The following is a 16480-nucleotide window of genomic DNA, read 5'->3' as shown; positions in this document are numbered from 1 at the left end:
GGCGTCAGCCGCCCTTCATCAGGGGCCCGCTACATGAAGTTGCGGTAGGCCTTCTCCAGCCCCATCTGCTGGCGCAGAATGAAGTCGATGGCTTCGCGGACCGCGCCTTCGCCGCCGTTGAGCTGGGTGCGGTGCCGCGCTATGGCCTTGACCATGCCCTGGGCATTGTTCACGGCAATCGGGAAACCCACCTGGCGCATCACGCCCAGGTCAATCACATCGTCGCCGACATAGGCCACTTCCTCTGCCGGCACCTGTACCGCCTGCAGCAGCTCCCTGAAGGCCTGCTGTTTGTCCTTGCAACCAAGATACCGATGCTTCACACCGAGGTCATCCAGTCGCTTCACCAGCGGCCCCGAGTCCCGGGCGGAAATCACTGCAATATCAATACCGTTGGCCTGGGCGACCTTGATGCCAAGGCCGTCATGCACATGAAAGGCCTTCAGGGTCTCGCCCTGGTCGGTGTAGTACAGGCGACCGTCTGTCAGTACGCCATCGACATCCAGGACCATCAAGCGAATCTTCATCGGGGTCATCTCCTGCCGGCAAGTGTACCGGCTACCAACAAAAAGGGCGGCTCTCGGCCGCCCTGTCTCTCCCTGCCTGTGCGGCCGGAATCAGCGAATCCGAATGGTAGCGGACTCCCGCAGATCAGTCAGTACAGATTCCACTGCGGCATTGCGCAGGTTCTGCGTCATGAACTGTCTGACGTCCTCTTCCTCGTCTTCTGCAACTTCACCCGGGGTCACGGAGACCACACGACCCACAGCCCACTGGCCATTGGCTGTCTCTGCCCGGAAAGCACTGCTGCCCTCGCCTTCCGGCGCCGGAGCACGGAAGATTTCATTCAGCAGGCTGTCCGCCAGGTCCGAATCGAAGCGGGTAATGCCACTCAGTCTCTGCAGGCTGATATCCGGGCTTTCACCCGCGCTCAGGGTACTGTACAGAGACTCTGCTTCTTCAGACGCCCGGGCGATCGCCGCTTCCCGCTGCAGCATGGTACGGATCTCGTCTTCCACATCTTCCAGTGGCATGACTTCAGGTGGCTGATGGTCCCGCTTGCGCAGCACGGCCAGGCTCATGTCGTCCAGCGCGATCACATCACTGTTCATCTCTTCGTTCAGCACATCACTGCTGAATGCGGCGCTGACCACGTCGTCTTCAGCGGTAAAGCCCTCGCCCCCGTCACGGGAGAAAAAGTCTGACGACTGGATGTCGAGCTCGAAGGTATCTGCCAGTTCCTGCAGATCCAGGCTGGCAAAGGCGATATTGGCGATCTCGTCGCGGATTACCGGCTGCGAGGCGATTTCACGCTCGACCAGTTCTGCCCGCAGCTCGTCACGCATCTCGTCCAGGCTCGGCATGTCAGCCACTTCGATATCATCCAGGCGGATAATATGGAAACCGAACTCGGTCTCAACCACGCCGCTGAGTGCGCCCGGCTCTTCCAGACCTTCAACAGCCTGCTCGAAGGGTTCTGCAAAGATACCTGACTGGAAAGTGCCCAGATTGCCACCGGCAGAGGCACTGCCCGGGTCATCGGAATAGGCTTCGGCCAGTTCGGCAAAATCCTCGCTTTCTGCCCGCTGGCGCAATTCTTCGGCCAGGACACGGGCTTCACCATCGCTGCGATCGTCGGCAGTGATCAGGATATGAGAGATCTCTCGCGTCGCATCCCCGCCTTCTGCTGCCAGGTAGCGCGCATAGGCTTCTTCGATGTCCTCTTCCGAGGGTTCGACATCGGCCTCGAGACGTTCACGCGGATAGATCACATAGTCCACTGCCACCCGCTCCGGCGTGGTGTAATCACCCTGGTTGGCATCGTAGTACTGGGCGACATCGGTATCGGTGATCTCGACCTGATCAAGATAATCTTCGGCCTCCAGGATGACGTAGTCCACATCCCGCTGCTGATTGCTGTACTCGCCGTACTGACTCATTTCATAAGGCAGGACAAACTCGGTACGCTGCAGGCCAGTCACCCATTGGTTGGTGATCTCGCTGTCGCCGATGGCATCGCGCAGCTGTCGTGGCGTCATGCCCTGTTGGGCGGCAATGCGGGCGAATACATCAGAGCTGAACTGGCCCTGCTGCTGGAACGCCTGTTCACGAGCCAGCACGCGATCCAAGGAGCGCTCGGTCAGGACAAAGCCTGCATCCTGCGCCGCCTGCGCGACCAGACGCTGCTGTACCAGACGCTCGATCACCTGCGGGCGCACCATTTCCTCCGTGATCATGGAGGGGTCAATGCCGTCGCCAAACTGCTGGATCATTTGCTGCCGCTCCTGCTGCACGCGGCGCTGAATCTCATTGGCCGAGATATCCTCGCCGTTTACCGTCACCGGAGCTCCGCCACTGAATACCAGCGGCACAACGGTAGACACCCCCCACAGGCCGAACGCCAGACAAATGACGACAACCAGAACCTTGCCCATGGGGCCTTTGGCACCACTACGAATACCCTCTAACATTGATCCTCCGCGATCAGCAAGCGTCCCGGCATGTACAGACCGGGGTCAAAATCAGGCAAAAAACTGTTCAGACAAAAAAAATGGCGAGTGGTACCCACTCGCCATTCTGGAATACCACTGTTCAATCAGTTGACAGCATCCTTCAGGGCCTTGCCGGGCTTGAAGCTCGGCGCCTTGGAGGCCGGAATCTGGATCGGAGCACCAGTTTGTGGGTTACGACCGGTACGCGCAGAACGCTCTTTCACAGAGAAGGTACCAAACCCGACCAGTACAACCTGGTCACCGTTTTTAAGTGCGCCGGAGATAGAGTCGATCATGGCATCAAGTGCACGGCTTGCCGCCGCCTTAGGAATGTCTGCCGAAGCAGCGACAGCATCAATCAGTTCAGACTTGTTCACGCTAATCCCCTTTTTATTTGGAAGTTTCGGCCTTCATCCGTCGCGCCTTCTCCCGAAAAACTCCGGGAGCAGCGGGAGCGGACATCCATGACCGAGTTTTAGTATGCTTGCACGGCGAGTACTGTTGCGTTTTTATACCAGCACAGCGAAAACACTGTCAAGCAAAGCCTAGGTTTTCTTGCCCTTACTCGGGACCCCGCATCACAAAAGGCTTTCCGCCATCCTGAATTGGCTCTCGATCAATGTGTACTGGGCCGCTTGTCCTCCTGGGTCGAGACGCCCGCCGCAGGTTTCAGATCGGCTTCGATCTGCTCATCCGTCAACGGTTTTGGTGTGCCATCCAGGGCTATATCGAGCACCTCGTCAATCCACTTGACTGGCTTTATTTCCAGACGTTCGAGGATGTTGTCGGGCACTTCCTTCAAGTCCCGCTCATTCTCCTCGGGAATGATCACTGTCTTGATGCCGCCTCTGTGGGCCGCCAGCAACTTCTCCTTCAGCCCGCCAATGGCCAGCACCTGACCGCGCAAGGTGATCTCACCGGTCATGGCCACGTCCGCCCGCACCGGTATCCGGCTTAGAGCCGACACCAGAGCGATACACATGCCGATACCGGCGCTGGGGCCATCCTTGGGCGTTGCCCCTTCCGGTACGTGAATATGAATGTCCTGGCGCTCGAAGGCACTGGGCAGGATGCCCAGTGCCTGCCCCCGGCTGCGCACTACCGTCATGGCGGTCTGAATCGACTCCTGCATCACGTCGCCCAGCTTGCCGGTACGGTTGAGCCGGCCCTTGCCGGGCGTCACCGCGGCTTCGAGGTTGAGCAGCTCACCGCCGACCGAAGTCCAGGCCAGGCCGGTGACCTGCCCAACCTGATTGTCTTCCTCAGCCCGCCCAAAGCGGAACTTGATGACGCCGAGAAAATCCTCCAGATCCTCCGGCCGCACTACCAGCGGCTTCTCTTCCGTTTTCTTTTCCAGAATACGACGCACGGCCTTGCGGCAGATCTTGGCGATCTCGCGTTCCAGACCACGCACCCCGGCTTCCCGGGTATAGTGGCGGATCACGTCGGTCAGCGTGGCGTCCGGAATATCCAGCTCATCGGCCTTCAGACCATTGCCCCTGAGCTGCTTGGGTACCAGATAGTTGCGGGCGATATTGGTCTTCTCTTCCTCGGTATAGCCGGGCAGACGAATGACCTCCATGCGGTCCAGCAACGGGCCGGGAATGTTCATGGAGTTGGAGGTACAGATGAACATGACATCCGACAGGTCATAATCCAGCTCCAGGTAATGATCGTTGAAGCTGTTGTTCTGCTCCGGGTCCAGCACTTCCAGCAGGGCCGAAGCCGGATCACCGCGATGATCCATGCCCATCTTGTCGATCTCGTCGAGCAGGAACAGCGGGTTGCGCACGCCGACCTTGGACATCTTCTGGATGACCTTGCCGGGCAGCGAGCCGATATAGGTGCGGCGGTGACCGCGGATTTCCGCTTCGTCCCGTACCCCGCCCAGGGCCATGCGCACGTACTTGCGATTGACGGCCCGGGCAATGGACTGCCCGAGAGATGTCTTGCCCACGCCGGGCGGGCCGACCAGACACAGAATCGGGCCCTTGATCTTGCGCACCCGCTTCTGCACGGCCAGGAATTCGAGAATGCGCTCCTTGACCTCTTCCAGGCCGTAGTGATCCTCGTCCAGGATCTTCTGTGCCTTCGGCAGGTCGATGGTCGAACGGGTCCGCTTCTTCCAGGGAATGGACAGCAGCCAGTCGATATAGCTGCGCACCACGGAGGCCTCGGCCGACATGGGAGACATCATCTTGAGCTTCTTCAGCTCGGTCTGAGCCTTGTCCAGCGCCTCCTTGGGCATGCCCGCTTCTTCAATCTTCTTCTCCAGCCCTTCCGCTTCATTGTGCGTGTCGTCAATGTCGCCGAGCTCTTTCTGAATGGCCTTCATCTGCTCATTCAGGTAGTACTCGCGCTGGCTCTTTTCCATCTGCTTCTTGACACGACCGCGAATGCGCTTCTCGACCTGTAGCAGGTCGATCTCGGTTTCCAGCAGCGTCAGCACATGTTCAATGCGCTCGCGGATAGCCGGCATTTCGAGAATATGCTGTTTTTCTTCCAGCTTGAGCGCCATATGGGCGGCGATGGTGTCGATCAGGCGACCGGGCTCGTCAATGCTCTCCAGTGAGGTCAGGACTTCGCTGGGCACCTTCTTGCTGAGCTGAACATACTTCTCGAACTGATTGTTGAGGGTCCGCAGCAGCGCTTCTTCCTCGCGCTCGCTCATGTCCTCTTCTTCCATCAGTGCGCCGGAGGCGACGACATAGTCTTCATGTTCGAAGTCGATATCACTGAGGCTGATGCGGGACACGCCTTCCACCAGCACCTTGACGGTACCGTCGGGCAGCTTGAGCAGTTGCAGGACCGTCGCCAGGGTGCCGAAGTCGAAGATATCTTCGGCCTTGGGCTCGTCTTCGGAGGCGTGCTTCTGGGCCACCAGGATCACCTTCTTGTCGGTGTCCATGGCAGCATTGAGGGCATTGATGGAGCGTTCACGCCCGACAAAGAGCGGAATGACCATATGCGGGTACACCACCACATCACGCAGTGGCAGTACCGGGCAGGAAACAGGTGCGTCAGTCATGCTAATCCAAACGATTGGTCAGGTTGCGCCGGGGGACAACCCCCGGCGGGACAGTATTCTGCACTGTCGGAGAGCGTGTCAGTCGCGACCGGAGGCGGCGCTCAGCGACTTCTCCTTTTGGGAGCTGTAGATCAGCAGCGGTTCCGAATCACCGGTGATGACCTTGTCGTCGATCACCACCTTCTCCACGTTTTCTTCCGACGGTATGACATACATGGTGTCTAACAGCACACTTTCAAGGATGGAGCGCAAACCACGGGCACCGGTTTTGCGTTCCATGGCCTTGCTCGCCACAGCGCGCAGGGCGGATTCACGGAATTCCAGTTCCACCGACTCCATCTCGAACAGCTTCTGATACTGCTTGACCAAAGCATTCTTGGGCTCGCGCAGAATCTCGATCAGCGCTTCCTCGTCCAGTTCGGACAGGGTAGCCACCACCGGCAGACGGCCAATGAACTCGGGAATCAGGCCATAGCGTACGAGATCTTCCGGCTCCACGGACAACAGCGTCTTGCCGACGTTCTGCGTGTTGTCCTTGGAATGAACCGGAGCCGAAAAGCCGATACTGCTCTTTTCACTGCGGTCCCGAATGATCTGTTCCAGGCCGGAGAAGGCGCCACCACAGATAAACAGCATGTTGCCGGTATCCACCTGCAGGAACTCCTGCTGCGGATGTTTCCGGCCACCTTGCGGCGGCACCGAAGCCACGGTGCCCTCGATCAGCTTCAACAAGGCCTGCTGCACGCCCTCACCGCTGACATCGCGGGTGATGGAGGGGTTGTCGGACTTGCGGCTGATCTTGTCGATCTCGTCGATATAGACAATACCGCGCTGTGCGCGCTCGACATCATAGTCGCACTTCTGCAGCAGCTTCTGAATGATGTTCTCGACATCCTCACCCACATAACCGGCTTCGGTCAGGGTGGTGGCATCGGCAATGGTAAAGGGGACGTTCAGCAAGCGGGCCAGGGTTTCCGCCAGCAGCGTCTTGCCGGAACCGGTGGGGCCGATCAGCAGAATGTTGCTCTTGCTGAGTTCGATATCCTCGCCCTTGACTGATTCACCGTGACGCAGGCGCTTGTAGTGGTTGTAGACTGCTACGGCCAGCACTGTCTTGGCCTGCTCCTGACCGATGACATACTCATCCAGAGTCTGACGAATCTCCGCCGGCGTGGGCAGCAGATCGTGCTCCGGCTCTATCTCGGCGTCCTGCAGTTCCTCGCGAATGATGTCATTGCACAGATCGACACACTCATCACAGATAAACACAGACGGGCCGGCAATCAGCTTGCGCACTTCATGCTGGCTCTTGCCACAGAAGGAACAGTACAGCAGCTTGCCGTCGTCTTTTTGCTTGGTGTCATCCGCCATCAAATTACTCCGGTACGCGTGTTACTCGATAAAGATGCAGCGGCGACTGCTAATTTGCAAGTCAGACTGCAGGACTGAGCGAATATTTCCTGCCAGTCGGGTACATCTGCTCGCCAATCAGTCGCGCTGGCTCAACACTGCATCAACCAGACCGTAGTCCTTGGCTGTTTCAGCATCCATGAAATTGTCGCGATCCGTATCGCGCTCGATGTCCTCAAGATCACGCCCAGTATGTTCGGCCAGACGTTCGTTGAGGGTTCTCTTGATCTTCAGGATTTCCTTGGCGTGAATCTCGATATCAGACGCCTGGCCCTGATAGCCACCCAGCGGCTGGTGAATCATGACCCGGGAGTGCGGCAGCACATAGCGCTTGCCCTTGGCCCCTGCCGCGAGCAGGAAGGCGCCCATGCTGGCAGCCTGACCGATACACATGGTGCTCACGTCCGGCTTGATGAACTGCATGGTGTCATAGATCGACATGCCGGCAGTCACAGCGCCCCCTGGAGAGTTGATGTACAGGTGAATATCCTTGTCCGGATTCTCTGACTCCAGGAACAGCATCTGAGCCACTATCAGATTGGCCATATGGTCCTCGACCTGACCGGTCAGGAAGATGACACGCTCTTTCAGCAGACGCGAATAGATATCAAACGAGCGCTCGCCCCGGGATGTCTGTTCAATAACGATGGGGACCAGAGCGTTTGAAGTCTGCATGGCGTTTTCCTCTGCCTGATTGTATGAGGTCATGAAACGGGAACTCCTGTACCTGCGATGAACACCCTCACAGCATAATGCCATTCCGGCGTGTCCACAAAGCTGCCATAAAAAAAGCGGTCACCACATTGTTGGGACGACCGCTCTTATTTCAACCTTCTGCCCGACGGAGAAGCGGCTTAATTGTCGCGCTTCACCGCTTCATAGTAGTCAGCCTGGACCTCGGTCACCTTGGCATCCTGCAGGATACGCTCTATTACCTTGTCTTCCAGCACCAGTGACTGCACCTGAGCCAGCTGTTCCTGGTTGTTCATGTAATAGTTGACGACAGATTCCGGTTCCTGATAGACGCTGGCCAGTTCTTCCACCCGGGCCCGCACGGACTCGTCATCCGCTTCCAGTTCATGCTTCTTGGCCACTTCGGAGAAGATCAGGCCCGTGCGCACCCGGCGCTCGGCCTGCTCGACAAAGAGCTCACGCGGCAACTGGTTCGGGTCCATCTGCTGGCCACCGCCGAACTGCTGCACGGCTTCCTGACGCAGACGCTGGATTTCCTGGTCAACCAGAGCCGTCGGCGCATCGAACTCGGACGCTTCGATCAGCTGATTAATGACGTCATTCTTGACCTTGCTCTGAACGGCCTGACGCGCTTCACGCGTCATGTTCTCGCGCACTTCCTGGCGGAAGGCTTCGACATCGGTTTCCCGGGCGCCCAGTTCCTTGATGAAGTCTTCGTTCAGTTCCGGCAGGCTCGGCGCCTGCACCTTCTTCAGGGTAATGTCGAAGGTGGCCTTCTTACCGGCCAGATCCTTGTTCTGATACTCTTCCGGGAAGGTCACCTCTATGGTCTTTTCCGCACCCGGCTTGATACCGACAATGCCTTCCTCGAAACCCGGAATCATGCGGCCGCTGCCCAGAATCAGTTCCTGGTCTTCGGCACTGCCACCGTCAAATGCTTCGCCATCGATCTTGCCGACAAAGTCTGCAACCACTTTGTCGTCATTGGCCGCGGCACGGTCGACATCATTGTATTCGGCGCGCTGCTGACGCAGGCTTTCGATCATCTGCTCGACGTTCTCGTCGGTCACTTCGACTGTCGACCGCTCGACTTCAACCTTGCTGAAGTCACCCAGCCTGATCTCCGGGAAGACTTCGAACACGGCGGCAAACTGGACCGCTTCGCCTTCATCTTTCACGTCTTCAAAGCGAGGGTAGCCTGCTGGCGTGATGGACTCCTGGTCCAATGCTTCCACATAGGACTCCCGTACCACATCCTGCAACACCTCGGCGCGGATGCTGGGGCCAAAACGCTGCTTGACCACACTGGCCGGCACCTTGCCCGGGCGGAAACCGTCCAGGCGCACACGACGCGCGGTATCCTTGACCCGCTTGTCTACTTCAGCGTTGACCTTGTCCGCCGGGACATTAATGGTCATCCGGCGTTCCAGACCGGAGGTCGTCTCAACGGTCACTTGCATGGGAAATCCTCACTGTATTCTGACTGAACATGCTTCGGGGCGGGAACTTTAAGGCTGCTGATACCAATAATCAACCGAGCACAGTCCGGTTCCGATAACCCTCATTAAAACAAGGGTGGTGCGGATGGTGAGACTCGAACTCACACGCCTTTCGGCACTGGAACCTAAATCCAGCGTGTATACCAATTTCACCACATCCGCACAGCGGAAAACGCCGCAGCCCGCCGGCCGCAGCGTTTTTCAAAAATGGGGTGGACGATGGGACTTGAACCCACGACCACCGGAGTCACAATCCGGGGCTCTACCAACTGAGCTACGCCCACCATAACTGTTTGCTGAAACGGACAATACACCGAATGGCGCGCCCGGCAGGACTCGAACCTGCGACCCCCGGCTTAGAAGGCCGGTGCTCTATCCAGTTGAGCTACGAGCGCTCGAGTAACTGCCGCTGGGTTAGCTGGTCGGAGCAGAGGGATTTGAACCCCCGACCCTCTGGTCCCAAACCAGATGCGCTACCAGGCTGCGCTATGCTCCGACGTGTCGCTCTGTTCAGCGTGCGGCGCATAATACTCAGGGCTTGGGTGGTCGTCAATGGCACGCCTCCGGTTTTGTTAAAAAAATTAACAAAAACAAATGGATACGAATGGGCCTGTTTTTGACGCCCACAGTTTGTACTTGGCGCTGAGGCCATGCGAAACTACGCCCCGTCTTGATTCAGGAGTATGCCCTACCATGACTGCCAGGCTGATCGACGGAAAGCAGATTGCCGCTGACCTGAAAGCACGATTGAAAACCCGGGTCACAGAGCTGACCAGCGCCGGCAACCGCCCGCCCGGACTGGCGGTCATTCTGGTCGGGGCCGATCCGGCCAGCCAGGTATATGTGGGCGCCAAACGCCGCAGCTGTGACGAGATCGGTTTCAAGTCGGTATCGCATGACCTGCCGGACACCACCAGCCAGTACGAGCTGCTGGAACTGATTGACCAACTGAATGCCGATGCCACCATTGACGGCATCCTGGTGCAGTCGCCGCTGCCGGAACAGATCGATGAACAGAAGGTCATCGAACGTATTCGCCCGGACAAGGATGTAGACGGTTTTCATCCCTACAATGTCGGGCGCCTCGCGGTGCGCATTCCGATGCTGGAATCCTGCACCCCCAAGGGTGTCATGACCCTGCTGCAGGCCACCGGGCAGAATGTATCGGGCAAGCATGCGGTGATTGTCGGCGCCTCCAATCATGTCGGCCGCCCCATGGCCCTGGAGCTGTTGCTGGCCGGCTGCACCATTACCGTCTGCCATCGCTTTACGCAGAGCCTGCAACACCATGTCGAGCAGGCCGATATTCTGGTCGTCGCTGTCGGCAACCGCAGTATCGTGGACGCGCACTGGATCAAGCCCGGCGCCACCGTGATCGACATCGGCATCAACCGGCAGGACGACGGCACCCTCAAGGGTGACCTGGATTTCGAGGTGGCGCAAAGCCGCGCCGCCTGGATGACGCCGGTGCCCGGCGGTGTGGGCCCGATGACGGTGGCCACTCTGATGGAGAACACCTATATCGCGGCCACGACACTGCATGGGCTGGGCCAGCCCTGATGCGCCGCCTCGTGCCACGGACTCAACTGCTCCGGCTGGCAGTCGCGGGCGGTTTGAGGCATCATGCGCAGCCAGATATACAGCCAGGACAGTCCAACTCATGAAAGCCATTATGCAGACTTCCAAGGGCACCATTACATTGGAGCTCTATGCCGACAAGGCCCCGGAGACCGTCGACAACTTTGTCCAGTATGCCAAAGAGGGCTTCTACGACGGCCTGATTTTTCACCGGGTCATCAGCCACTTCATGGTTCAGGGCGGCGGTTTCGACACCGACATGAACCAGAAAACACCGACGCGCGAGCCGATCAGGAACGAAGCCAACAATGGTGTCGACAACGAAGTCGGTACCATAGCCATGGCACGTACCATGGACCCGCATTCGGCAACCAGCCAGTTCTTCATCAACGTAGGCAGCAACGACTTTCTGAACCATCAGAATGAATCACCTCAGGGCTGGGGCTATGCTGCCTTTGGTCGGGTGGTGGATGGCATGGATGTGGTCAACGAAATCAAGAGCGTGCCTACTGGTCGCAACGGCCCGCATGATGACGTGCCGACCGAGCCTGTCGTTATTGAAACCGTCAAGGTAGAAGAAGACTGATGCACTTTGCGATCTCCGACCTGCACCTGAGCCCCGAGCACCCCGAACTGCTGGCAGGCTTTCAGCGTCTGTGCATGCGCCTGCCCGAGGCCACCAAGAGCTTGTGGATTCTGGGCGACCTGTTCGATTTCTGGATTGGTGACGACGCCCCCAACCCGGTGGCGGAAGGCGTGATCAAGGCGCTGCGTCCGCTGCACGCCAGAGGCGTGTCACTGCATTTCGTGCCTGGCAACCGGGATTTCCTGGTCGGGCAGCAGTTTGCAGAGCTGGCCAACATCCAGATTCACCACGACGGCAAGATGCTGGTCATCAACGGCCGGCCCACCTGGCTGATTCATGGCGACCACCTCTGCATCGATGACAGGGCCTATATGCAATTCCGCCAGATCGTGCGCAATCGCAGCTGGCAGCAGGACTTTCTCGGCAAGACAGTGGAAGAACGCCTGGCCATGGCCCAGCAGGCCCGCCAGCAGTCTTCCACCGAGAACGCCACCAAACCGGAAGACATCATGGATGTGAATGAGGAGTATACCGTGCAGCAGGTGGCCACCCACGGGGCTCTGGATCTGATTCACGGTCATACGCATCGGCCGGCTTTTCATCCGCTCGGTGAGGACGGCACTCGCTATGTGCTGGGCGATTGGCGCAACGGCGAAGCCGTGATCTGTCAGTGGGACAACAACAGTGCCCCGGTGCTCAAACGCCTCAATTATGCAGCGGACGACGCCTCGCTCGGCACGCCACTGTGAAACCGGAACTCGTCAGCGGGAGCCTGGATCAGTGCCAGTTCCCGCTGGCGAAACTCGGCCACCCTGCCCTGTACTGACTCGGTGCTGATACCGGCCTGACCGGCCACCCGCTCTGCCTGCTGAATATAGATCTCGAAATGCCGCGCCTCGGAGCGCAGCAACCCGGTGTAGAAGGTGGCCAGCTCATCGTCCAGATGCGGTGCCACAGCGGCAAACCGCTCACAGGAACGGGCCTCGATAAAGGCACTGATGATCAGCCGGTCAATCAGCTTCCAGGGCTCTTCCTGCCGGGCCTCGGCGATCAACCCGGAAGCATAGGGGGCCGCGCTGAGATGGTCATATGCAATGCCGCGCCGGCGCAGCAGGCGCAATACCTGCTCGAAATGCACCAGTTCCTCACGGGCCAGCTTGCTCAGCCGATTCAGGAAGGCCGAATCATCCACATAGCGATACATCAGGCTGAGCGCCGTCGAGGCCGCCTTCTTCTCGCAATGGGCATGATCGATCAGCATCAGGTCCTGATGCTGCAGGGCCCAGTTGATCCAGGCCTGCGGCGTGGGACCACCCAGAAATTCCGTTACCGGCCTGGCCAGTTCATCGACTGCAGACACCCTGATCTCCTCTCGATGCGGTTATTGAACGGCGCGAACAATACTCCGCTTTTTTGCCGATTGAAATATTTGCAGCTACATTGAAAGTGTCAATGGACGTCACAGAGTGCATTGATCTGAGTCAATGCCGGCGGCGTTCGCCAGACGAGACAAGAGTCCCATAGACGCTATAAGGAGCGGCCATACATGGCAGATACAATTCATATAAGAAGACAGCTTCGCGACCGTCCTGAATTCAAGAACATGCCCAAACCACTGACCTGCAGTGCCACAACCACGGTGCAGGAGGCCGTGGATGCCATGTGCGCCAAGGGCTTTGGCTGTATCGTCATTGTTGATGACGACCAGACAGTAAAGGGCATTTTGTCAGAACGCGACATCATGACCCGTCTGGTCAACAAGAAGAAGGACCCCGCCACCACTCCCGTATCCGAAGTGATGACCCGGGAGCCCTATGTGGCTCATGAAACCGACAATGTAGTGGATTGCCTGCGCCTGATGTCAAACAAGCGCTTCCGCCGTCTGCCTGTCGTCGACGAAAACGAACGCCTGCAGAAAGTATTTACTCAGGGCGATTTCGTGTCCTACACCTGGCCCGACATGCTGCACGACATGGCCGCCAGCACCAAGGCCAGTGTCAGCCGCAACTATCCGCTCTGGATGCTGGCCGGCGGCATTGTCGTCTATGCACTGATGATGTCGATTCTGGTCTTTGTACTGGCCACCTGAACCGGGCGGGCTCCGGCCCGCCCTCCTGCTACAGCAATCGTTCGATATCACTGCGTATGCCGCCCACCAGGGCGGCATCTTCTGTCTCTGCACTGTATTTCATCATCAGACTGCCCTGCGGGTTCATCAGATACAGTGCCTGCACCGCCTCGCCTGCCGGCTCATGGACCGCGACCGCTTCCGAGCTGCCCAGCGCCCGATTGATCGCACTGGCGTGGGCATCGAGATGCACGACCGAGTCCGACATGGCGACCGGCAGCGCCTCGGCCCGGCCCGGAGAAGGATCCAGCAGCAGCGCCCGTACACGCCCGGCTGGCGCATCCACCGCCGCCAGTATGTCTTCGATCTGCGTCAGACGGACCCTGCAGCTGTCAGTACAGGGGTTCGGCAGCACATAGACCAGCCACCAGGAAGCCGACAGTTCCTGCGGCTCCAGCCGGCCGTGGTCCAGCATTGGCCCCAACTGGATAAAGGCCACCGGTTTCTTCAGGCGCTCACCAAAGTTGGTGGTCTTTTCCGTATTCTCCAGCCAGCCACGCTGCACGGCTATCTGAGCCCAGAAGATCGGCGCCATGAACAGAACCAGCAACAGCAACAGGACCAGTCGTGTCATCAGCCGCGTTGAAACCTGCATGGACATCTCCCTGAGTACACCTGCCTCGTTTATACTGTGCCCACACTCACTTTTCCAGCCAGAGTCGCCAGATACTCATGAGGCAACCTACCCTGCTGCTGTCACTGACCGCACTGCTGTCCCTGCTGACGGGCACCCTGCTGATTCTGGGCTACCTCGCTCTGACCGGTGGCACAGCCGAAGATCGTCCGCTCGCCGGCACCGAGCCCGGTCCCGGAGTGCAGGCCTGGGCCCGTGATCAGATCGTCGACACCCTGCCGGCGTTCACCATGGAAGACCTGTCGGGCCGTGAGCGCGCCATTGGAGAATGGGTCGGCCAGCCGATGATCATCAATGTCTGGGCCACCTGGTGCGGCCCCTGCAGGGAAGAAGTGCCATTGCTGATCGACATCCAGGCTGAACATGGTGACCAACTGACGGTGATCGGTCTGAGCATGGATGACCCCGCACCGGTCTCCGCATTCGCCCGCGAGTTCGGCATCAACTATCCGCTGCTGGTGGGCGACGCGGATGCACGCACCGTTACCCGCCTGCTGGGCAGTGATGAACTGGGGCTGCCCCATACCTTTGTGGTCGATGCAGAAGGCCGGATCGTGGGTTTTCACCTCGGCCTGATCCGCCCGGAAGAAGTGCCGGCCCTGCTCACACCCATTGTCGACATGCAGTGAAACTGCACACCATATAACCAAAAAAGTTTACAAACCGGTTACATATAGCAAATCAAGATAATAAACGCCCCCCTCCACAGGTTGCGCTGATCTACTATTCAATTTAAGTTGACGGAACATTTGCGGACGTTGCTCAAACGCACAACAACAACAGAGATTGAGGGAGCAATTTGTCGAATCACGACACTTTACATGTCCGGACCATGCCTGTTGTCTCGGTGATCGATGGTCGATCCGGAGGCGACGCTGAGTCACTGTCGGTGCGTGCTATTCCCGACAACGGACATCCTCTGTCCCCTCGTATCCCTGTTTTGCCACGTAGCAGCAACATGTCGCAGTCACCTCACTGCAGTTCAAGAACAACACCATCGAGCCGGAGCAGGGTCTTATGATTATCGTGATCGCCATCGTGCTGCTAGTCGTCGGGACGGTACTCTTTCATTTCCTGAGTCCCTGGACCTTCACCCCCCTGGCCTCCAACTGGACTGCCATAGACAGCACCATCAGCATCACCATACTGATTACCGGTATCGTCTTTATCCTGGTCAACCTGTTCATGGCCTATGCCATCTACAAGTTCCGCTATCGCAAGGATCGCAAGGCTGATTACGAGCCGGAAAACAAGAAACTGGAAATCTGGCTGACCGGCATCACGGCGGTGGGTATTGCAGCCCTGCTCGCTCCCGGCCTGTTCGCCTGGTCCAGCTTCATCAGCAAGCCGGATGACGCCCAGACCGTGGAGGTGCTGGGCAAGCAGTGGCACTGGCTGTACCGCTTCCCCGGCGATGACGGCGTGCTCGGGGCTACCGACCCGCGCTTTGTGAGCCCGGACAACCCTTTCGGCCTGGACCCTCAGGACCCGGCCGGCCAGGATGACATTCTTGTATTCAGCAACATCCTGCACCTGCCGGTTGATCAACCGATGGAAATGAAGATGCGAGCCATGGACGTGCTGCACAATTTCGGCGTGCCGCAGTTCCGTGCCAAGATGGACATGGTGCCCGGCATGGTCACCAGCATGTGGCTGACCCCGACCCGTATCGGCAACTTTGAAGTGGTCTGCATGCAGCTCTGCGGCATGGGGCACCACGCCATGCGGGGCCGCGTGGTGGTGCAGGAGCAGGATGATTTCCAGCAATGGCTGGATCACCAGCCCACCTTTGCCGAGACCCTGGACGAGCATCACTGGGGTAACCCCGAGAATGGCGAAGCCCTCTACCAGACCTGTGCCGGTTGCCACGGCACTGCCGGTGAAGGCAACCCGGCCATGAATGCACCCAAGGTCAGCGGGCTCGGCCAGCAGTACCTGATCCGACAGCTCGAATACTACCGGGATGGCGTACGCGGGGCGCATGAAGACGACAGCCTGGGTCAGCAGATGGCCGGCATGATGGCCACCCTGCCCGATGAGCAGGCCATTCGGGATGTGTCGGCCTACATCATGACGCTGCCCGACCAGCCGGCGGAAAATACCATAGTGGGTGACCTGCGCCGGGGTGAACAGTATTACGCCAGCTGTGCGGACTGTCATGGTACCAGCGCTGAAGGCAACTACTATACGCGCGCGCCCCGCCTGGCCGGGCAGCTGGACAGCTATCTGGTACGTCAGATCGAGAATTTCAAATCCGGGGTCCGGGGTGCTCATGAGTCCGATCAGTACGGCATGCAGATGCGGCTGTTCGCGCAGCGCGTGCAGACCGAACAGCAAGTCAATGATCTGGTGGCTTACATCAACAGCCTTGAACCTGACAGCGATTAAGAATAACAGGACCCGTCACTCAATCGGGCCAGTGACCGTCTGCA

General features: G+C 58.6%; 15 protein-coding genes and 4 tRNA genes. 6 read left to right on the top strand and 13 right to left on the bottom strand.

Annotation, left to right across the window (positions count from 1 at the left end; translation table 11 throughout):
- Positions 1–29 precede the first annotated feature (29 nt).
- The 11 genes from E4656_RS03945 to E4656_RS03895 form a co-directional block, all read right to left on the bottom strand.
- Positions 30–527, bottom strand: a complete 498-nt coding sequence (locus tag E4656_RS03945; RefSeq protein ID WP_205849086.1) for a KdsC family phosphatase — start codon at positions 525–527, stop codon at positions 30–32.
- A 90-nt stretch (positions 528–617) separates the two neighbouring features.
- Positions 618–2471, bottom strand: a complete 1854-nt coding sequence (locus tag E4656_RS03940; RefSeq protein WP_135481351.1) for a SurA N-terminal domain-containing protein — start codon at positions 2469–2471, stop codon at positions 618–620.
- 125 nt (positions 2472–2596) lie between these two features.
- On the bottom strand, positions 2597–2869 hold the full coding sequence (locus E4656_RS03935; protein ID WP_135481349.1) for an HU family DNA-binding protein: 273 nt from the start codon (positions 2867–2869) through the stop codon (positions 2597–2599).
- A 239-nt stretch (positions 2870–3108) separates the two neighbouring features.
- Positions 3109–5520 (bottom strand): endopeptidase La, encoded by a 2412-nt coding sequence (gene lon / locus E4656_RS03930; RefSeq protein ID WP_135481347.1) that lies wholly within the window; start codon positions 5518–5520, stop codon positions 3109–3111.
- A gap of 78 nt (positions 5521–5598) precedes the next feature.
- Positions 5599–6891 (bottom strand): ATP-dependent Clp protease ATP-binding subunit ClpX, encoded by a 1293-nt coding sequence (gene clpX / locus E4656_RS03925; protein ID WP_135481345.1) that lies wholly within the window; start codon positions 6889–6891, stop codon positions 5599–5601.
- A gap of 117 nt (positions 6892–7008) precedes the next feature.
- Positions 7009–7638, bottom strand: a complete 630-nt coding sequence (gene clpP / locus E4656_RS03920; RefSeq protein ID WP_276605964.1) for an ATP-dependent Clp endopeptidase proteolytic subunit ClpP — start codon at positions 7636–7638, stop codon at positions 7009–7011.
- A 146-nt stretch (positions 7639–7784) separates the two neighbouring features.
- A complete protein-coding gene (gene tig / locus E4656_RS03915) occupies positions 7785–9083 on the bottom strand; it encodes a trigger factor (RefSeq protein WP_135481343.1) in 1299 nt (432 codons plus the stop codon).
- A gap of 116 nt (positions 9084–9199) precedes the next feature.
- Positions 9200–9284, bottom strand: a tRNA-Leu gene (locus E4656_RS03910).
- 46 nt (positions 9285–9330) lie between these two features.
- Positions 9331–9406: transfer RNA gene (locus E4656_RS03905), tRNA-His, on the bottom strand.
- A gap of 34 nt (positions 9407–9440) precedes the next feature.
- Positions 9441–9517: transfer RNA gene (locus E4656_RS03900), tRNA-Arg, on the bottom strand.
- A 24-nt stretch (positions 9518–9541) separates the two neighbouring features.
- Positions 9542–9618: transfer RNA gene (locus E4656_RS03895), tRNA-Pro, on the bottom strand.
- Positions 9619–9815: 197 nt separating this feature from the next.
- Here E4656_RS03895 and folD point away from each other — a divergent pair.
- The 3 genes from folD (at position 9816) to E4656_RS03880 (ending at position 12035) form a co-directional block, all read left to right on the top strand.
- Positions 9816–10682: a bifunctional methylenetetrahydrofolate dehydrogenase/methenyltetrahydrofolate cyclohydrolase FolD gene (gene folD, locus E4656_RS03890; RefSeq protein WP_135481341.1), complete on the top strand. Its 867-nt coding sequence runs from the start codon at positions 9816–9818 to the stop codon at positions 10680–10682.
- A gap of 100 nt (positions 10683–10782) precedes the next feature.
- The gene (locus E4656_RS03885) at positions 10783–11286 is read left to right on the top strand and encodes a peptidylprolyl isomerase (protein WP_135481339.1); all 504 of its coding nucleotides are present in this window, start codon (positions 10783–10785) and stop codon (positions 11284–11286) included.
- On the top strand, positions 11286–12035 hold the full coding sequence (locus E4656_RS03880) for a UDP-2,3-diacylglucosamine diphosphatase (protein ID WP_135481337.1): 750 nt from the start codon (positions 11286–11288) through the stop codon (positions 12033–12035). The genes E4656_RS03885 and E4656_RS03880 overlap by 1 nt, the downstream gene beginning before the upstream one ends.
- Here E4656_RS03880 and E4656_RS03875 read toward each other — a convergent pair.
- Positions 11996–12646, bottom strand: coding sequence for a MiaE family protein (locus tag E4656_RS03875; protein ID WP_205849085.1), 651 nt, complete (start codon positions 12644–12646; stop codon positions 11996–11998). The two genes, E4656_RS03880 and E4656_RS03875, sit on opposite strands and share 40 nt — an antisense overlap.
- 186 nt (positions 12647–12832) lie before the next feature.
- Here E4656_RS03875 and E4656_RS03870 point away from each other — a divergent pair, with 186 nt between their 5' ends.
- Entirely contained in the window at positions 12833–13375 is a 543-nt protein-coding gene (locus E4656_RS03870) for a CBS domain-containing protein (protein WP_135481335.1), read from the top strand.
- Between the two features lie 28 nt (positions 13376–13403).
- Here E4656_RS03870 and E4656_RS03865 read toward each other — a convergent pair whose 3' ends face one another.
- A complete protein-coding gene (locus E4656_RS03865; protein WP_135481333.1) occupies positions 13404–14009 on the bottom strand; it encodes a hypothetical protein in 606 nt (201 codons plus the stop codon).
- Positions 14010–14086: 77 nt separating this feature from the next.
- Here E4656_RS03865 and E4656_RS03860 point away from each other — a divergent pair, with 77 nt between their 5' ends.
- Entirely contained in the window at positions 14087–14677 is a 591-nt protein-coding gene (locus E4656_RS03860) for a TlpA family protein disulfide reductase (protein WP_135481331.1), read from the top strand.
- A gap of 388 nt (positions 14678–15065) precedes the next feature.
- Complete coding sequence (coxB, locus tag E4656_RS03855; protein WP_135481329.1) at positions 15066–16436, top strand: cytochrome c oxidase subunit II; 1371 nt, start codon at positions 15066–15068, stop codon at positions 16434–16436.
- Positions 16437–16480 lie beyond the last annotated feature (44 nt).

Source organism: Natronospirillum operosum (assembly GCF_004768465.1).
GTDB lineage: Bacteria > Pseudomonadota > Gammaproteobacteria > Pseudomonadales > Natronospirillaceae > Natronospirillum > Natronospirillum operosum.
This window is presented reverse-complemented; position numbering and strand designations above follow the sequence as displayed.

Excerpts from the sequence above, each read along its gene's own strand:
- tig (WP_135481343.1), bottom strand. The coding sequence starts at position 9,083 with ATGCAAGTGACCGTTGAGACGACCTCCGGTCTGGAACGCCGGATGACC.
- lon (WP_135481347.1), bottom strand. The coding sequence starts at position 5,520 with ATGACTGACGCACCTGTTTCCTGCCCGGTACTGCCACTGCGTGATGTG.
- clpP (WP_276605964.1), bottom strand. The coding sequence starts at position 7,638 with ATGACCTCATACAATCAGGCAGAGGAAAACGCCATGCAGACTTCAAAC.
- E4656_RS03865 (WP_135481333.1), bottom strand. The coding sequence starts at position 14,009 with ATGCAGGTTTCAACGCGGCTGATGACACGACTGGTCCTGTTGCTGTTG.
- E4656_RS03870 (WP_135481335.1), top strand. The coding sequence starts at position 12,833 with ATGGCAGATACAATTCATATAAGAAGACAGCTTCGCGACCGTCCTGAA.
- E4656_RS03860 (WP_135481331.1), top strand. The coding sequence starts at position 14,087 with ATGAGGCAACCTACCCTGCTGCTGTCACTGACCGCACTGCTGTCCCTG.
- clpX (WP_135481345.1), bottom strand. The coding sequence starts at position 6,891 with ATGGCGGATGACACCAAGCAAAAAGACGACGGCAAGCTGCTGTACTGT.
- coxB (WP_135481329.1), top strand. The coding sequence starts at position 15,066 with ATGATTATCGTGATCGCCATCGTGCTGCTAGTCGTCGGGACGGTACTC.
- E4656_RS03880 (WP_135481337.1), top strand. The coding sequence starts at position 11,286 with ATGCACTTTGCGATCTCCGACCTGCACCTGAGCCCCGAGCACCCCGAA.
- E4656_RS03940 (WP_135481351.1), bottom strand. The coding sequence starts at position 2,471 with ATGTTAGAGGGTATTCGTAGTGGTGCCAAAGGCCCCATGGGCAAGGTT.
- E4656_RS03945 (WP_205849086.1), bottom strand. The coding sequence starts at position 527 with ATGAAGATTCGCTTGATGGTCCTGGATGTCGATGGCGTACTGACAGAC.
- E4656_RS03885 (WP_135481339.1), top strand. The coding sequence starts at position 10,783 with ATGAAAGCCATTATGCAGACTTCCAAGGGCACCATTACATTGGAGCTC.
- folD (WP_135481341.1), top strand. The coding sequence starts at position 9,816 with ATGACTGCCAGGCTGATCGACGGAAAGCAGATTGCCGCTGACCTGAAA.